At 66.6% G+C, this 16384-nt stretch carries 14 protein-coding genes and 1 tRNA gene; 12 read left to right on the top strand and 3 right to left on the bottom strand.

Features of this window, described 5'->3' with window-relative positions:
• The first annotated feature begins 35 nt into the window (after positions 1-35).
• The 10 genes from ACOCMH_RS26670 (at position 36) to ACOCMH_RS26625 (ending at position 11302) form a co-directional block, all read left to right on the top strand.
• Positions 36-668: a YfgM family protein gene (locus ACOCMH_RS26670; RefSeq protein WP_427310128.1), complete on the top strand. Its 633-nt coding sequence runs from the start codon at positions 36-38 to the stop codon at positions 666-668.
• 66 nt (positions 669-734) lie between these two features.
• Positions 735-1910: an outer membrane protein assembly factor BamB gene (bamB, locus tag ACOCMH_RS26665; protein ID WP_427310127.1), complete on the top strand. Its 1176-nt coding sequence runs from the start codon at positions 735-737 to the stop codon at positions 1908-1910.
• A gap of 218 nt (positions 1911-2128) precedes the next feature.
• Positions 2129-3472 (top strand): ribosome biogenesis GTPase Der, encoded by a 1344-nt coding sequence (gene der, locus ACOCMH_RS26660; protein ID WP_427310125.1) that lies wholly within the window; start codon positions 2129-2131, stop codon positions 3470-3472.
• Positions 3473-3680: 208 nt separating this feature from the next.
• Complete coding sequence (gene hfq, locus ACOCMH_RS26655; protein ID WP_012353158.1) at positions 3681-3920, top strand: RNA chaperone Hfq; 240 nt, start codon at positions 3681-3683, stop codon at positions 3918-3920.
• 234 nt (positions 3921-4154) lie between these two features.
• Positions 4155-5390: a GTPase HflX gene (gene hflX, locus ACOCMH_RS26650; RefSeq protein ID WP_427310122.1), complete on the top strand. Its 1236-nt coding sequence runs from the start codon at positions 4155-4157 to the stop codon at positions 5388-5390.
• Between the two features lie 173 nt (positions 5391-5563).
• The gene (gene hflK / locus ACOCMH_RS26645) at positions 5564-6922 is read left to right on the top strand and encodes an FtsH protease activity modulator HflK (RefSeq protein WP_427310120.1); all 1359 of its coding nucleotides are present in this window, start codon (positions 5564-5566) and stop codon (positions 6920-6922) included.
• Between the two features lie 10 nt (positions 6923-6932).
• Positions 6933-7841, top strand: a complete 909-nt coding sequence (gene hflC, locus ACOCMH_RS26640) for a protease modulator HflC (protein WP_171516945.1) — start codon at positions 6933-6935, stop codon at positions 7839-7841.
• Between the two features lie 188 nt (positions 7842-8029).
• Positions 8030-9181 (top strand): ATP phosphoribosyltransferase regulatory subunit, encoded by a 1152-nt coding sequence (locus ACOCMH_RS26635; protein WP_427310119.1) that lies wholly within the window; start codon positions 8030-8032, stop codon positions 9179-9181.
• A gap of 85 nt (positions 9182-9266) precedes the next feature.
• Complete coding sequence (locus ACOCMH_RS26630; protein WP_427310117.1) at positions 9267-10607, top strand: adenylosuccinate synthase; 1341 nt, start codon at positions 9267-9269, stop codon at positions 10605-10607.
• A gap of 125 nt (positions 10608-10732) precedes the next feature.
• Positions 10733-11302: a phosphoribosyltransferase gene (locus tag ACOCMH_RS26625; protein ID WP_171516942.1), complete on the top strand. Its 570-nt coding sequence runs from the start codon at positions 10733-10735 to the stop codon at positions 11300-11302.
• 27 nt (positions 11303-11329) lie between these two features.
• On the opposite strand, the gene ACOCMH_RS26620 is transcribed toward ACOCMH_RS26625, so the two are convergent.
• The 3 genes from ACOCMH_RS26620 to ACOCMH_RS26610 form a co-directional block, all read right to left on the bottom strand.
• Positions 11330-11941 (bottom strand): NAD(P)-dependent oxidoreductase, encoded by a 612-nt coding sequence (locus ACOCMH_RS26620; protein ID WP_427310116.1) that lies wholly within the window; start codon positions 11939-11941, stop codon positions 11330-11332.
• A gap of 64 nt (positions 11942-12005) precedes the next feature.
• The gene (locus tag ACOCMH_RS26615) at positions 12006-12440 is read right to left on the bottom strand and encodes an Rrf2 family transcriptional regulator (protein WP_427310114.1); all 435 of its coding nucleotides are present in this window, start codon (positions 12438-12440) and stop codon (positions 12006-12008) included.
• Between the two features lie 374 nt (positions 12441-12814).
• A tRNA-Leu gene (locus tag ACOCMH_RS26610) sits at positions 12815-12901 on the bottom strand.
• Between the two features lie 70 nt (positions 12902-12971).
• On the opposite strand from ACOCMH_RS26610, the gene rnr reads away from it, so the two are divergent.
• Together rnr and rlmB are read left to right on the top strand one after the other, a co-directional pair.
• Positions 12972-15569, top strand: coding sequence for a ribonuclease R (gene rnr, locus ACOCMH_RS26605; protein WP_427310112.1), 2598 nt, complete (start codon positions 12972-12974; stop codon positions 15567-15569).
• Positions 15570-15636: 67 nt separating this feature from the next.
• Positions 15637-16380 (top strand): 23S rRNA (guanosine(2251)-2'-O)-methyltransferase RlmB, encoded by a 744-nt coding sequence (rlmB, locus tag ACOCMH_RS26600; RefSeq protein WP_012353149.1) that lies wholly within the window; start codon positions 15637-15639, stop codon positions 16378-16380.
• Positions 16381-16384: the final 4 nt, after the last annotated feature.

Raw genomic sequence — 16384 nt, 5'->3', positions numbered from 1 at the left:
ACGAGTATCCAACCAACGCAGGTGATTGCCTCGACATGGCTTACGATCTAGAAGAACAGGAACAGCTTGAGAATCTGAAGGCCTGGTGGCGCCAGTATGGCAATGCGCTGACCTGGGTGCTGATCATCGCGCTGCTGGCCTTTGCCGGCTGGAACGGCTGGAAGTACTGGGAACGCAAGCAGGCCGGCGAAGCCGCGGTGCTGTACGAGCAGGTGCTGAAGGCCGCCGAGGCGCGCGATGTCGAACGCATCAAGCGCGCCGCGACCGACCTGGAAGGCAAGTACAGCCGGACCGCTTACGGCCAGATGAGCGCACTGGTCGCCAGTCGCGTGCTGTACGATGCGGGCGACCTGACCGCCGCCAAGAGCCAGCTGCAATGGGCCATCGACCACGGCGACGAAGCCTATTCCCACCTGGCGCGCGTGCGCCTGGCCGGCGTGCTGCTCGACGAGAAGGCCTTTGACCAGGGCCTGGCGCTGCTCAAGGAAGAGCCGCCGGCAGCGTTCGTGGCGCTGTACGCGGACCGCCGCGGCGACCTGCTCGCCGCGCAGGACAAGCGCGACGATGCCCGCACGGCCTATCGCAAGGCGCTGGACAAGCTGGGCCAGGCCGAGCCGGCAATGCGCCAGATCATCCAGTTCAAGCTCGATGCGCTGGGCACGGCCTGATCCGGCTGCTTTTGAACCCTTGCCATACCGTTGATCCCGCGGATCGAACAACAGGACCGTAAAGTTATGACGTCAGTGCTTTCCCGTGCCGTACATCGCCAGCCTGCCCGCACCATTTCCCGTGCGCTGGTGGCGGCTGCCTGCCTGGCCACGCTGGGCGGCTGCTCTCTGTTCAGCAAGGAAAACAAGCACCCGCCCGCCGAACTCAAGCCGGTCTCGGCCACGCTGGCGGTGCGCCAGGCCTGGAAGGCCGATGTCGGCAAGAGCGGCCCCTATTCGATGCAGCCGGCCGCGGCCGGCAACAATGTCTATGTGTCGTCCAACAACGGCAACGTGATGGCGCTCGAAGGCGCCACCGGCCGGGTGCTGTGGAAGGCCAAGGCCGACGTGGACCTGACCTCCGGGCCGGGCAGCGACGGCTCGGTGACCGCGGTCGCGGGTGAGAAGGGCGCGGTCTATGCCTTCGACGCCAGCGGCAAGCAGATCTGGAAGAAACAGGTCAACGGCGAGGTCCTGTCGGCGCCGCTGGTCGGCAACGGCCTGGTAGTGGTGCGCACCACCGATACCCGGGTGTTCGGCCTGGATGCCGAAACCGGCGAGCGCCGCTGGATCTACCAGCGTTCACAGACCCCGTTGAACCTGCGCGCGGCGATGGGCATGGCGTTCGCGGGCGACGGCATCGTGATGGGCTTCCCCGGCGGCAAGCTGGGCGTGCTGACGCCGGGCAACGGCGTGCTGCGCTGGGAAAGCGCGATTTCCTACCCGAAGGGCGTTTCCGAGATCGAGCGCCTGAACGACGTCACCGGCCTGCCCATGGTCAGCGGCCGCCAGGTCTGCGCCACCACCTTCCAGGGCCGGGTCGCCTGCCTGGAGCTGGCCAGCGGCCAGCCGCAGTGGGGCAAGGATTTCTCGTCGCCGGCCGGGCCCGCGCAAGATGACAATGCGCTATACGCCAGCGACGAGCAATCGGTGGTGCATGCCTTCGACCGCCAGAACGGCGCCGAGCGCTGGAAGAACGCCGACCTGCGCAACCGGCGCCTGGGCGCGCCGCTGGCGCTGGGCCGCTCGGTGGTGATGGGCGACTTCGAAGGCTATGTCCACTTCTTGTCGCGCGAGGACGGCCAGGTGGTTGCCCGCGTGAAGACCGATGGCAGCGCCATCACCGCCGCGCCCGTGGTGGCGGGGCAGACCCTGGTGATCCAGACGCGCGACGGCGACGTCTACGGTTTCCAGCCTGGCTGACAGGACCCAATGCGCGCTGCCGTACACCTGTCGGTACGGCCGGCGCCGAATCCGGTAGCATGATCCTTGGCGCGGCAATTGCAGCGGGTCGGTGACCCCGGCCGCGCCCGACAGGACAAGCGGCAGCCCGCGCCCAGGTGGCGCGGGCTGCCGCTGGAACCCTTGACTCCGGAGTTACCGGGGGGCGGCAGTTGCCGGCCCCCGTTTCCGTTTATGGCATGAAACCAGTTATCGCACTTGTCGGCCGCCCCAATGTGGGCAAGTCGACGCTATTCAACCGCATGACCCGTTCGCGCGACGCCCTTGTCGCCGACCTGCCGGGCCTGACACGCGACCGCCATTACGGCGAAGGGCGCATCGGCGAACGTCCGTTCATCGCCATCGATACCGGCGGCTTCGAGCCGGTGGTCAAGGAAGGCATCGTCGCCGAGATGGCCAAGCAGACCAAGCAGGCGGTGGTCGAGGCCGACGTGGTGATCTTTATCGTCGACGGCCGCCTGGGCCTGGCGCCGCAGGACCGCGCCATTGCCGATTACCTGCGCAAGACCGGCCGGCGCATCATGCTGGTGGTCAACAAGGCCGAGGGCATGAAGTACACCTCGGTGGCGGCGGACTTCTATGAGCTGGGCATGGGAGAGCCGTACGCGATCTCCGCCGCCCATGGCGACGGCGTGCGCGAGCTGGTCGATGAAGCCATCGAGCTGGCGGTGCAGGAGCGCCCCGAGCTGGCCGAGGAAGCCTCCGACGAGGGCAAGGGCGTCAAGATCGCCATCGTCGGGCGCCCCAACGTGGGCAAGTCGACGCTGGTCAACACGCTGATCGGTGAAGAGCGCGTGATTGCCTTCGACATGCCCGGCACTACCCGCGACGCCATCTATGTGGAGTTCGAGCGTGGCGGCAAGCCCTATACGCTGATCGATACCGCGGGCCTGCGCCGCCGCGGCAAGGTGTTCGAGGCGATCGAGAAGTTCTCGGTGGTCAAGACGCTGCAGTCGATCGCGGATGCCAACGTGGTGATCCTGCTGCTCGATGCGCAGCAGGACATTTCCGACCAGGACGCGCATATTGCCGGCTTTATCGTCGAGTCGGGCCGCGCGCTGGTGGTTGGCGTCAACAAATGGGACGGGCTGGACGGTCATACGCGTGACCGCATCAAGCACGACCTGGAGCGCAAGCTGCAATTCCTGAGCTTTGCGAACATGCATTTTGTGTCGGCGCGCGAGCGCACCGGCATCGGCGCGCTGATGCGTTCGGTCGATGATGCGTATGCGGCGGCGATGGTCAAGCTGCCGACGCCGCAACTGACGCGCGTGCTGCAGGAAGCTGTCGAATTCCAGCAGCCCAAGCGCGTCGGCGCGTCGCGGCCCAAGCTGCGCTATGCGCACCAGGGCGGCTCCAATCCGCCCATCATCGTGGTCCACGGCAATGCCCTGTCGGGCGTGGCGGAGACCTATCGGCGCTACCTGGAAAACCGTTTCCGTGCGGCATTCAAGCTCAAGGGCACGCCCCTGCGCATCGAATTTCGCACGAACAAAAATCCGTACGCCGACTCGAAGGATTGAGTCCGGAATCGGATTCGTGCGGGCCAGTTTTCGTTTGCGTTCGTTTGGAACTGCGGCTAAATTCACGGTAGCAGGGGGTTCCCTGCGCATTGACGCCAACTTGGTACCGTTTTGATCTTTTTTCTGGCGCGTTTTTGCGCCGCCTGACTTGAACCGGGGAGTTCCATCCCCATCATTCACCACTAAACCTATAAATTTGGAGTGTGCCATGAGCAACAAAGGGCAACTGCTACAAGACCCGTTCCTGAACGCGCTGCGCAAAGAGCACGTGCCGGTTTCCATCTATCTCGTCAATGGCATCAAGCTGCAAGGCAATATCGAATCGTTCGACCAGTATGTCGTCCTGCTGCGCAATACCGTGACCCAGATGGTCTACAAGCATGCGATCTCCACTGTCGTGCCGGCGCGCGCGGTCAATTTCCGTGTGGATGATTCCGCCGAGGCGTGATCTGACTGATCTGCCCGAGGGCATCGCGCGGGCGCCAGGCGGCGCCGCATCGATGCCCGGCGCCGGCGTGCCAATGCGCCCGGTGCCGCGCGGCCCGGTGGTTGCCAAGGCGCCCGCCGCTGCCGCCACGTTCCGCACCATGCGGCGGCCTGTCCCGGCAGGGGCCAGGACAGTGTCCGAGATCTGCCATCCTTCCCCCTGAACCCGTATTTCCCTGCGCATTCGCGCCCGCCCTTGGACCCCAGAGCCACCTCAAATACCGCCCCTTCGCGCGCCATCCTCGTCGGCGTCGACTTCGGCAAGCATGATTTCCAGGAAAGCCTCAGCGAACTGGCGCTGCTGACCTCAACCGCCGGCTCGCTGCCGGTGCACACGCTGACGGGCCGCCGCTCGCGGCCGGACCCGGCTTTGTTTATCGGCTCGGGCAAGGCCGAGGAGCTGAAGGAAGCCGCCGATGCGCTGGATGCCGACGTGGTGGTCTTTAACCACGCGCTGAGCCCGGCGCAGCAACGCAACCTGGAGCGCTTCCTGAACCGCCACGTGATCGACCGTACCGGCCTGATCCTGGACATCTTCGGGCAGCGCGCGCAGAGCCACGTCGGCAAGGTGCAGGTCGAACTGGCGCAGGTGCAGTACCGCGCTTCGCGGCTGGTCCGCGCGTGGAGCCACCTCGAGCGGCAGAAGGGCGGCATCGGCATGCGCGGCGGCCCTGGCGAGCGCCAGCTGGAACTGGACCGCCGCATGCTGGACGAGCGCGCCAAGCGGCTCAAGTCCGATCTGTCGCGGCTGCAGCGCCAGCACAGCACGCAGCGGCGGGCACGGGCGCGCAACGACACCCTCAGCATCTCACTGGTGGGCTACACCAATGCGGGCAAGTCGACGCTGTTCAACGCGCTGACCAAGGCCGGCGCGTATGCGGCCAACCAGCTCTTCGCCACGCTCGACACCACCTCGCGCCGGCTGTTCCTGGACGGCCTGGGCAACGTGGTGCTGTCGGACACGGTCGGCTTTATCCGCGACCTGCCGACGCAGCTGGTGGCGGCATTCCGTGCCACGCTGGACGAAACCGTGCATGCGGACCTGCTGCTGCATGTGGTGGATGCATCGAGCCCGGTGCGCCACGAGCAGATCGAGCAGGTCAACCGGGTGCTGGCGGAAATCAACGCCCTCGACATCCCGCAGATCGTGGTGATGAACAAGATCGACGCCGCGCCCGAACTGATGGGCGAGGGCGCGCGCATCGAGCGCGACGAGGACGGCATTCCCACCCGCGTGTTCCTGAGTGCGCGCGAAGGGCTCGGCCTCGACGCGCTGCGCGAGGCCGTGGTCGAGGTGGCGCAATGGCTGGCCAGTCGGCCAGCGGAGCCCCGGCCCTACGATGCGCGCCTGGACGACATGCCGCAGGCTGATGAAGCCGACGGCGGCCGCAATGGCGACGACGCCGACGCGGGGGATTCGCAACGGCCGTAGGCACGGCGGCTTGCCAGAGGCTTGCCGCCATCCGCTCCGTCTCAGTACCAGATGGGCGCCGGTTCTGCCCAATTCCAGTGCGGTTGCCGCCGGGATTGCGCGAATTGGCCAAATGTGGCGCCGATGACTGCTAGAATCCCCCTGTTACAAACTTCCCCGGACCCGTGCACTTCATGCCCCAGTTTCCCCGGAATGCTGATTCGAGCCTGACACCAGGCGGCCGCTTCGCGCTGCGCGCGGGCTGGCAGCGCCTGCGCGCCATCTTCTCGCTGAACGATCCGCGCTGGGGTCGGGATGGGCAGGACGATGACAAGAAGGACGGCCGCGACGACAACCGCCAGCAGAACCAGCGTCCGCAGCAGGATGGCGGCCCGCCGGACCTGGACGAACTGTGGCGCGACTTCAACCGTCGCCTGAACGGCCTGCTCGGCCGCAAGGAAAACGGTGGCGGCGGCAACCAGGGCTTCGGCGGTCCGCGCACGCCGGGCAAGAGCTCGGGCGTCGGCGCCGGCGTGATCGTGGCCGCGGTGGTCGGCATCTGGCTGGCCAGCGGTTTCTTCATGGTGCAGGAAGGCCAGACCGCGGTGATCCTGCAGTTCGGCAAGTTCAAGTATTCAACCGGGCCCGGCATCAACTGGCGCATGCCCTGGCCGGTCCAGTCGGCCGAGGTGGTCAACCTGTCGGCGGTGCGCTCGGTCGAGGTGGGCCGCTCCACCTCGATCAAGGACAGCAACCTGAAAGACTCGTCGATGCTGACGCAGGACGAGAACATCATCGACGTGCGCTTCACCGTGCAGTACGTGATCCAGGACGCCAGCGAGTTCCTGTTCTTCAACAAGACCGACCGCGGTGGCGATGAAGAACTGGTGACGCAGGCGGCCGAAACCTCGGTGCGCGAGATCGTCGGCCGCAACAAGATGGATGCGGTGCTGTACGAAAACCGCGAACAGATCGCGCAGCAACTGGCCAAGTCGATCCAGGCCATCCTGTCGGCGTACAAGACCGGCATTCGCGTGCTGTCGGTGAACGTGCAGAGCGTGCAGCCGCCGGAACAGGTGCAGGCCGCGTTTGACGACGTCAACAAGGCCAGCCAGGACCGCGAGCGTGCCATCAGCGAGGGCCAGGCCTACGCCAACGACATCATCCCGCGCGCCAAGGGCACCGCGGCGCGCCTGAAGGAAGAGTCCGAAGCCTATCGCGCCCGCGTGGTGGCGCAGGCCGAGGGCGATGCGTCGCGCTTCCGTTCGGTACAGGGCGAATACGCCAAGGCGCCGCAGGTGACGCGCGACCGCATCTATCTGGAAACCATGCAGCAGATCTACACCAATTCGACCAAGGTGCTGGTCGACGCGCGCCAGGGCAACAACCTGCTCTACCTGCCGCTGGACAAGCTGGTGGCGCAGGCCGAGGGCCGCGCCACGCCGCAACCGGGCCAGCCCGGCGCGGCGGGCACGCCGGCGCCGGCGCCGGATGCCCCGACGGACAACCGGTCGCGCGAATCGCTGCGCAACCGCGACCGCGACTCGCGCTGAGGAGACCGTCATGAACCGACTGATTTCCTTCGCGATCGGCTTTTTCATCCTGCTGGCCGTGGTCTCGTCCATGCTGTTCGTGGTCGACCAGCGCCAGTACGCCGTGGTGTTCGCCTTCGGCGAGATCAAGCAGGTGGTGCGTGAGCCCGGCCTGCATTTCAAGCTGCCGCCGCCGTTCCAGAACGTGGTGTTCATGGACCGCCGCCTGCAGACCATCGACGTGGCCGCCAACGAGCGTTTCCTGACCGCCGAGAAGAAGAGCATGGTGGTGGACTGGTTCGTCAAATGGCGCATCACCGATCCACGCAAGTTCTTTGTCGCCTTCGGCGGCAACCTGCGTGGCGCGCAGGACCGCATGACGCAGCGTATCGACTCGGTGGCGCGCGAAGAATTTGGCAAGCGCACCGTGGCCGACGTGGTCGCCGGCGAGCGCGAGCAGGTGATGCAGGCAATCCGCAACGGCATGAGCGAGTATGCCAAGTCGGTCGGCGTCGAGATCCTGGACGTGCGCCTGAAGCGTGTCGACCTGCTGCCCGCGATCAGCGAATCGGTGTACCGCCGCATGGAAGCCGAGCGCAAGCGCGTGGCCAACGAACTGCGCTCCACCGGCGCCGCCGAGGGCGAGAAGATCCGCGCCGACGCCGATCGCCAGCGCGAAGTGGTGCTGGCCGAGGCCTATCGCGATGCGCAGGTGATCAAGGGCGAGGGCGATGCCAAGGCATCGCAGATCTATGCCGATGCGTTCGGCCGCGATCCGCAGTTTGCGCAGTTCTGGCGCAGCATGGAGGCCTACCGCAACACCTTCCGCGACAAGCGCGACGTGCTGGTGCTGGAGCCCAACTCCGACTTCTTCCGCTACATGCGTTCCAGCGGTGGCGCTGCCGCCGCGGCCTCCGGCAACGCGGGAGGCAAGCGCTAGCACCGTCGCTTGTCCATGTGGCGAATTGACGAAACCCCGGCTTGCCGGGGTTTTGTCCGGCTGGAGCCATTGCCGTGGAGTGATGGCGCGGGCGCGCGGTGCCCGCAACCTTGTTTTCCCGGGGCAAAGACCCGGCACCTGCAGGCGCTGCGCCCGCGGGCAACCGAATGACTGAGAAGAGATTCACCATGTCCAACCATTGGCTGCTGCCAGAAAACATTGCCGACGTGCTCCCGTCGGAAGCGCGCAAGATCGAGGAACTGCGCCGCCGCATGCTGGACCTGTTCCGCACCTACGGCTACGAGATGGTGATGCCGCCGATGCTCGAATACCTCGAGTCGCTGCTGACCGGTACCGGCCATGACCTGGACCTGCGCACGCTCAAGCTGGTGGACCAGCTGTCGGGCCGCACCATGGGCCTGCGTGCCGATATCACGCCGCAGGTGGCGCGCATCGATGCCCACTTGCTGAACCGTCCCGGCGTGACCCGCCTGTGCTACGCAGGTAACGTGCTGCACGCGCGCCCCGCGGGTTTCCACGCCACCCGCGAGCCGATCCAGATCGGCGCCGAGATCTATGGCCATGCCGGCCTGGAAGCCGACGTCGAGATCCAGGAGCTGATGCTGGCTGCGCTGGCCGCGGCGGGCCTGTCGGAGGTCCGCATCGACCTGTGCCATGCCGGCATCCTGGAAGCACTGCTGGCCGGCCTGCCGTCGATCCGCAAGATCGAGGACGCGCTCTTTGCCGCGCTCGAAACCAAGGACGTGCCCGCCTTGCGCGAGCTGACCGTGGGCATGCCGCAGACCGAACGCGATGCGCTGCTGGCGTTGCCGACGCTGTATGGGGGCGTCGACGTGATCGAGCGCGCCCGCTCGACGCTGCCGGCCAGCCCGGCCATCGGCCGCGCGCTCGACGAACTGGCGGCGCTGGCGGTGCAGGTGCGGGGCGCCAGCGTGAATATCGACTTGTCGGACTTGCGCGGTTACCACTATCACAGCGGTGTGATGTTCGCGGCCTATGTGGCCGGCCTGCCCAATTACGTGGCGCGTGGTGGCCGTTATGACAAGGTCGGCGAGGCCTTTGGCCGGGCGCGTCCCGCCACGGGTTTCTCGCTCGATCTGCGGGAAGTGGCGGCGTTGTCGCCTGTGGAAGTGCGCGCCCAGGCGATTTTTGCGCCTTGGGATGCGGACCCGGCACTCCGCGCCGCCATTTCCGCGCTGCGCGCTACTGGCGAGATCGTGATCCAGTCGCTGCCGGGCCACACCCACGAGCTGGACGAGTTCAATTGCGACCGTCAACTGGTGCGCCAGGGCAACGGCTGGGCCGTGGTGCCGCGCTGACGCATCCATGCCGGGGCGGGCCAAAAACCCGGAATCGCCCGGCAACAAGAGTAGAATACGTTTTTAACCTATTGACCAAAGCAATATGTCCGCATCCGCAGTAGGCCAGGGACGCAATGTCGTCGTGATCGGCACCCAGTGGGGTGACGAAGGCAAAGGAAAAATCGTCGATTGGCTTACCGACCAGGCAAAGGGCGTGGTGCGGTTCCAGGGTGGCCACAACGCTGGCCACACGCTGATCATCGGCGGCAAGAAGACCATCCTCAGGCTGATCCCGTCCGGGATCATGCGTGACGGCACGGTCTGCTACATCGGCAACGGTGTGGTGCTGTCGCCCGAAGCTTTGTTCCGTGAAATCGAAGAACTCGAAGGCGCCGGCCTGCAGGTGCAGAGCCGCCTGCGCATTTCCGAGGCGGCCACGCTGATCCTGCCGTACCACGTTGCCATCGACAAGGCGCGCGAAGCCCGCCGTGGCGCCGCCAAGATCGGCACCACCGGCCGCGGCATCGGCCCGGCCTATGAAGACAAGGTCGCGCGCCGCGCGCTGCGCGTGCAGGACCTGTTCGATCCGCAGCAGTTCGCCGAACGCCTGCGCGAAAACCTGGATTACCACAACTTCATGCTGACCCAGTACCTGGGCGCGGAAGCCGTGGATTTCCAGCAGACCCTGGATGAAGCGCTGGCCTATGCGCCGCGCCTGGCGCCGATGGTCGCCGACGTGTCGGCCGAGCTCTACGCGGTCAACGCCGCCGGCGGCAACCTGATGTTCGAAGGCGCGCAGGGCACGCTGCTCGACGTCGACCACGGCACCTATCCGTTCGTCACCTCGAGCAACTGCGTGGCCGGTGCGGCCGCAGCCGGCGCGGGCGTGGGCCCGGGCCGCCTGAACTATATCCTCGGCATCACCAAGGCCTATTGCACCCGCGTGGGCGCGGGCCCGTTCCCGAGCGAGCTGTACGACAACGACAACCCCTCGCGCCAGGACCCGGTCGGCGTGCGCCTGGCCAACGTCGGCAAGGAATTCGGCTCGGTCACCGGCCGTCCGCGCCGCACCGGCTGGCTCGACGCCGCCGCGCTCAAGCGCTCGGTGCAGATCAACGGCGTGTCCGGCCTGTGCATGACCAAGCTGGACGTACTCGATGGCCTGGAAACCATCAAGCTGTGCGTGGGCTACGAACTCGACGGCAAGACCGTCGACATCCTGCCGCGCGGCTCTGACGCCGTGGCGCGTTGCGTACCGGTCTACGAGGAATTCCCCGGCTGGAACGAGTCCACCTTCGGCGTCAAGGCCTGGGACGCGCTGCCCGAGCAGGCCCGCGTCTACCTGAAGCGCGTGGAAGAAGTGGTCGGCATCCCGATCGACATGATCTCGACCGGCCCGGACCGCGACGAGACCATCCTGCTGCGCCACCCGTACACGGCCTGACCCGCCAGCCGTACGGCTGCAAGCCGCCGCGCCACGAGCGCAGCGGCCCGCCAGAATAAAATCGGCCCGCGCAAGCGGGCCGAGCCATATCGGTCAACCGACCCGAAGATACAAAGAGTAGAACGATGAACCTGCCTACCAACGACGACGAGAACCTGTGGGTCTCCTGGGACGACTACCATCGCCTGATCGCACGCCTGTCGCTGAACGTGCATGAGTCGGGCTGGAAGTTCGACAAGATCCTGTGCCTCGCACGCGGCGGGCTGCGCGTGGGCGACCAGATGTCGCGCATCTTCGACGTGCCGCTGGCGATCCTGGCCACCAGCAGCTATCGCGAGGCCGCCGGCACGCAGCAGGGCGATCTCGACATCGCGCAGTACATCACCATGACCCGGGGCGAGCTGAGCGGCAAGATCCTGCTGGTGGACGATCTGGTCGACTCGGGCATCACGCTGGAGCGCGTGGGCCGCCACCTCAAGGAACGCTACCCGGCGGTGACCGAGGTGCGCTCGGCGGTGCTGTGGTACAAGGCGTGCTCCAAGGTGGAACCCGACTACCACGTGACCTTCCTGGAATCGAACCCCTGGATCCACCAGCCGTTCGAAGAGTACGACACGCTGCGCCCGCACAACCTCGCGGCGTGGCTCAAGCGCGGCAAGCGCGCCAGCCTGCTGGACGACGGCGGGCGCGACTGAGCACCGCCGCCGGCTGCCAGCCGCGGCTCAGTAGCCGACCGTGAAACGCTGGCGCGAATGCGTCGGCGTTTCAATCTCGTCGAGCATCGCGATGGCGTAGTCTTCCATCGAGATCCAGCTCTTGCCTGCCGCGTCGCTCAGCAGGTCGTCCGCGCCGATGCGGAATTTGCCGGTGCGCTCGCCCGGCTCGAACAGCGCGGACGGCGACAGGAAGGTCCAGTCGATCTGCTGCTCGCCGCGCAGCGCGTTCAGGAAGTCCCGGCCGGCCAGTGCCTCGGCCTTGTAGGCGTCGGGAAAGTTCGGGGTGTCGACGAGCTGCACGCCCGGCGCGACGTAAAGGCTGCCGGCACCGCCTACCACCAGCAGGCGCGGCACGCCGGCCTGGCGCACCGCCGAGGTCACCTGTTGCGCGTCCAGCTGCGCAAAGCGCGCGCTGCTGATGACGACATCGTTGCCGGCGAGGGCGGCGGCCAGCGCTGCGCTGTCGGTCGCATCCACATCGCTGGTTGTCACGCCGGCACGCGCGGGCAGCCCGCTCGCCTGGCGCGCAATGGCGGTTACCTGATGGCCGCGGCGCAGGGCTTCGTCGGTCAGGCGCGTGCCAACGCGGCCGGTGGCGCCAATGATTGCGATCTTCATGTTCACTCCTTGTTTCGGTCAGTTGGATATGAAACCGATGTGGTTACACATCGGGGCAAAAAAATCAGCGCTTGCGGCGCTGGCCGCTGCGCTCGACATCGGCAAGCATGCTGGCGATGGTGATGCCCGCGAGGGCATCGTCCATGGCCGCCTGGGCGTGGTCGGCGACCTTGCGCAGCGCCCCCGTGATCTCGCGACCGACCGCGCAGGCTGGATTGGGCGCGCTCTGGTGCAGCGTGATCAGCGCGGTGGTCTCCACCACGCGGAACACCTCCAGCAGCGTGATCGACGCCGCCGCGCGCGCCAGCGTGGCGCCGCCGGTGCTGCCCATGGTGGTGGTTACCAGCCCGGCTTCAGCCAGCTGGCCGACCAGGCGCCGGATCAGCGCCGGGTTGGTGCCGACGCTGCCGGCAATCAGCGATGACGGCACCGGTTCGTCGGAACTGGCCAGCAGGGTGAGGATATGGACGGCGACGGCAAACCGGCTGCTTGTGCTCATGGTGTCGGGTGCAATGTGAAACCATGATAGTTACATATCGACGCCGCCGTCAAGCAGCAGGATGGAACGGCTAGGGAGGAAAATAAGCGGAGCCGTGGCGCGTGCGGCGAAATGGTCCGTGCCGGTCGACTGAATGCCGGAATCGCCACTGAAGCTGTTACACTCCCCGACATTGCCGTACCGTTGTGGTTCGGCTGCCGCGCGGGGTACGGTGCGCGGTTTCACGGACGGGAAAAAACCCGTACGCTCGCAGTTATGACATCGCGGCTGTGCCGCCAAGCAAGGAGTGCAAGTTGCCGGATCTGATGCGCGAAAATGGCGTCAAAAACAAAAAACCCGCAAGGCTCGAAAGCGCTGCGGGTTTTCCGGTGATCTGGTGCCCAGGAGAGGACTCGAACCTCCACAGTGTTGCCACCGCTAGGACCTGAACCTAGTGCGTCTACCAATTCCGCCACCTGGGCAGGTGTCGAAACAACCGAAGCGCTCATTATAGAGAGTGCGAGAATTTTGTCAATTAGTTTCCAGAAAAAATTGAATCAGAACAACTATCCGATCCCCAGCCGGGAAGAAATCCTGGGCGTGCTGAGAACGTCGGGATCTCCCCAGTCGGCAGGCGATATCGCCAAGGCCCTAGCCGTCACGCGCAAGGAGCATGATGGCTTCCAGAAGCGCCTGGCAGCCATGGAGCGCGATGGCCAGATCGAGCTGAACCGCAAGGGCCGCTATGAACTGGCGCACCAGCCCAACTTCGTCATCGGCCGGGTGCAGGGCCACCGCGACGGCTTCGGCTTCCTGATCCGCGACGACGGCGAGGACGACATCTTCCTGCCCGAGCGCGAGCTGCAGAAGGCCATGCACAACGACCGCGCTCAGGTGCGCGTGGTGGGCTACGACCGGCGCGGACGCCCCGAAGGGCAGATCGTCGAGATCATCGAGCGCGCCAACCGTTTTGTCATCGGTCGCCTGCTCAGTGAAGGCGGCGTACTGGTGGTTGCGCCTGAGGACAAGCGCATCAGCCAGGACATCCTGATCCCGCCCAAGGCGCAGGGCAAGGCACGGGTGGGGCAAGTGGTCAGCGTCGAGCTGATCGAATTCCCCGACCGCTATGTGCAGCCGGTGGGCCGCGTGGTGGAGGTGCTGGGCGACATCGACGATCCCGGCATGGAGATCGAGATCGCCGTGCGCAAGTACGGCGTGCCGCATGCGTTCTCGCCGGCCGCTGCCCAGGAAGCCTCCGAACTGCCCGACGAGGTGCGCCAGGCCGACCTGGACCACCGCATCGACCTGCGCGACATCCCGCTGGTCACCATCGATGGTGAAGACGCGCGCGACTTCGACGACGCGGTCTATTGCGAGCCGGTCAGGATCGGCCGTGCCAAGGGCTGGCGCCTGATCGTGGCGATCGCTGACGTGTCGCACTACGTGCGTCCGGGCACGCCGCTCGACGGCGATGCGCTGGACCGGGCCACCTCGGTCTATTTCCCGCGCCGCGTGATCCCGATGCTGCCGGAGAAGCTGTCCAACGGGCTGTGCTCGCTCAACCCGCACGTCGACCGGCTGTGCATGGTGTGCGATGCCGTGATCACCGCCAAGGGCGAGCTTAAGGGCTACCAGTTCTACCCGGCGGTGATGCATTCGACGGCGCGTCTGACCTACAACGAGGTCTGGTCGGTGCTGTCCAATACCAAGGGTCCCGAGGCGCACAAGCGCAGCGAGCTGGTGCCGCACCTGCAGAACCTGTATGAGCTGTTCCAGGTCCTGCTCAAGGCGCGGCGCGCGCGCGGCGCGATCGACTTCGATACCACCGAGACCTATATCGTCTGCAATGCGCAGGGCAAGATCGAGCAGATCCTGCCGCGCACGCGCAACGACGCGCACCGGCTGATCGAGGAATGCATGCTGACCGCCAACGTGTGCGCGGCCGATTTCCTCGAACGCTTCAAGCACCCGGCGCTGTACCGCATCCACGCGGGCCCGAGCGAGGAAAAGCTGAAGAACCTGCGCGAGTTCCTGCGCACCGCCGGCCTGTCGCTCGGCGGCGGCGACAAGCCGCAGGCGTCGGACTACGCTGAGGTGATGGACAAGATCAAGTCCCGCCCCGACGCGCCGATGCTGCAGACCATGCTGCTGCGCTCGATGCAGCAGGCGGTGTACAGTCCGGACAATATCGGCCATTTCGGCCTGGCGTACGAGGCCTACGCGCACTTCACCAGCCCGATCCGGCGCTACCCCGACCTGCTGGTGCACCGCGCGATCAAGGCAGTGCTGGCGCATACCAAGTACCAGCCGGCCTTTGCCCACGGCACCGAGCTGAACACGGCGATCTCGCCGAAGGCGCGCCGGCTGCAGGCCAAGGACGCCGAGCAGAAGGCGGAACTGACCGCCGCGCGCGCCCGGCGCAACGAGGCCATCTGGGACGAGCTGGGCCTGCACTGTTCGGCCAACGAGCGCCGTGCCGACGAGGCCTCGCGCGATGTCGAGGCCTGGCTCAAGTGCTACTTCATGCGCGACAAGCTGGGCAGCGACTATGCCGGCACGGTCAGCGCCGTGACCTCGTTCGGCATCTTCGTGCAGCTCGACGAGCTCTACGTCGAGGGCCTGGTCCACGTGACCGAGCTGGGCAGCGACTACTTCCAGTACGACGAGGCCCGCAACGAACTGCGCGGCGAGCGCACCGGCATCCGCTACCGGCTCACCGACCGCGTGCGCGTGCAGGTGTCGCGCGTCGATCTCGATGCGCGCAAGATCGACTTCCGCCTGGTGCAGGAACCCTCGGCCAAAACGCTGCGCGGGCGTCCGACGGGGACCGAGGCTCAGCCGCGCGTGCCCGCCGCCCATGCGGTGCCGGCGCGCAAGAAGGGCCGCCAGCTGGCGGCGCTGCTGGGGGGCTCGTCCAAGCCGGAAGAATCGTTCGACGAGACGCTCGACCGCGTGATCGAAGAGCAACCGGTGTTCGAGGCGGTGATCACGCCGCTCAAGCCGCATGTGAAGACCGGCGGCAAGCCGGGCAAGCGCGCGGCCAAGCCCAAGCCCGCGCACCTGGAAAAGCCGCGCAAGCCGGCCTCCAAGGCGCGCCCGGCCAAGCCGGCGGGCAAGACCGCCGCCAAGCGCACGCCGCACAAGCGCTAGCCGATTGCCGTCGGATCGCCGTCCCCGCACGCGCGGGGACGGTGGCCGGGCGGGTACAATCGCGCCCATGGCTAAACAAAAACTCCTGATCGGCTTTCACGCCGTGACCGCGCGCCTGCGGCAAGATCCCAAAGGCGTGTCCGACATCTACATAGAATCCGCCCGCCGCGACCGGCGCATGCAGGACTTCGTGCGCCTGGCCGAAAGCCTCGGCGTGCGCCTGCATCCGGTCGATGCCGAGCGCCTGCGCGGGATGGCCGGCACCGACCGCCACCAGGGCGTGGTGGCGCGTGCCGAAGACGTGGCCCTGGCGCTGAACCTGGATGAATTGCTGGATGGCATCGAAGGCACGCCGCTGCTGCTGGTGCTGGATGGCGTGACCGACCCTCACAACCTGGGCGCGTGCCTGCGGGTGGCCGACGGTGCCGGCGCGCATGCCGTGATCGCGCCCAAGGACCGCAGCGTCGGCCTGAACGCCACCGTGGCCAAAGTCGCCAGCGGCGCGGCCGAAACCGTGCCGTACATCACCGTGACCAACCTGGCCCGCACCCTGCGCGAACTGCAGGAGCGTGGCATCTGGGTGATCGGCACCGCCGACGGCACCGAGAAGTCGCTGTACGACATCGATTTCAAGGGCCCGACCGCGATCGTGATGGGCGCCGAAGGCGAGGGCATGCGCCGCCTCACGCGCGAAACCTGCGACGAGCTGGTCGGCATCCCGATGGCCGGCGGCGTGGAAAGCCTGAACGTGTCCGTGGCCAGCGGCGTGTGCCTGTACGAGGCCGTGCGTCAGCGGCGCCTGCCGCGCTGAGACC

This window comes from Cupriavidus sp. H39 (assembly GCF_050271075.1).
In the GTDB taxonomy this organism is placed as follows: Bacteria; Pseudomonadota; Gammaproteobacteria; order Burkholderiales; family Burkholderiaceae; genus Cupriavidus; species Cupriavidus necator_B.
This window is presented reverse-complemented; position numbering and strand designations above follow the sequence as displayed.

Excerpts from the sequence above, each read along its gene's own strand:
- hflC (WP_171516945.1), top strand. The coding sequence starts at position 6,933 with ATGAACCGACTGATTTCCTTCGCGATCGGCTTTTTCATCCTGCTGGCC.
- ACOCMH_RS26620 (WP_427310116.1), bottom strand. The coding sequence starts at position 11,941 with ATGAAGATCGCAATCATTGGCGCCACCGGCCGCGTTGGCACGCGCCTG.
- hfq (WP_012353158.1), top strand. The coding sequence starts at position 3,681 with ATGAGCAACAAAGGGCAACTGCTACAAGACCCGTTCCTGAACGCGCTG.
- ACOCMH_RS26635 (WP_427310119.1), top strand. The coding sequence starts at position 8,030 with ATGTCCAACCATTGGCTGCTGCCAGAAAACATTGCCGACGTGCTCCCG.
- der (WP_427310125.1), top strand. The coding sequence starts at position 2,129 with ATGAAACCAGTTATCGCACTTGTCGGCCGCCCCAATGTGGGCAAGTCG.
- hflK (WP_427310120.1), top strand. The coding sequence starts at position 5,564 with ATGCCCCAGTTTCCCCGGAATGCTGATTCGAGCCTGACACCAGGCGGC.
- ACOCMH_RS26625 (WP_171516942.1), top strand. The coding sequence starts at position 10,733 with ATGAACCTGCCTACCAACGACGACGAGAACCTGTGGGTCTCCTGGGAC.
- bamB (WP_427310127.1), top strand. The coding sequence starts at position 735 with ATGACGTCAGTGCTTTCCCGTGCCGTACATCGCCAGCCTGCCCGCACC.
- rlmB (WP_012353149.1), top strand. The coding sequence starts at position 15,637 with ATGGCTAAACAAAAACTCCTGATCGGCTTTCACGCCGTGACCGCGCGC.
- ACOCMH_RS26615 (WP_427310114.1), bottom strand. The coding sequence starts at position 12,440 with ATGAGCACAAGCAGCCGGTTTGCCGTCGCCGTCCATATCCTCACCCTG.
- ACOCMH_RS26670 (WP_427310128.1), top strand. The coding sequence starts at position 36 with ATGGCTTACGATCTAGAAGAACAGGAACAGCTTGAGAATCTGAAGGCC.
- ACOCMH_RS26630 (WP_427310117.1), top strand. The coding sequence starts at position 9,267 with ATGTCCGCATCCGCAGTAGGCCAGGGACGCAATGTCGTCGTGATCGGC.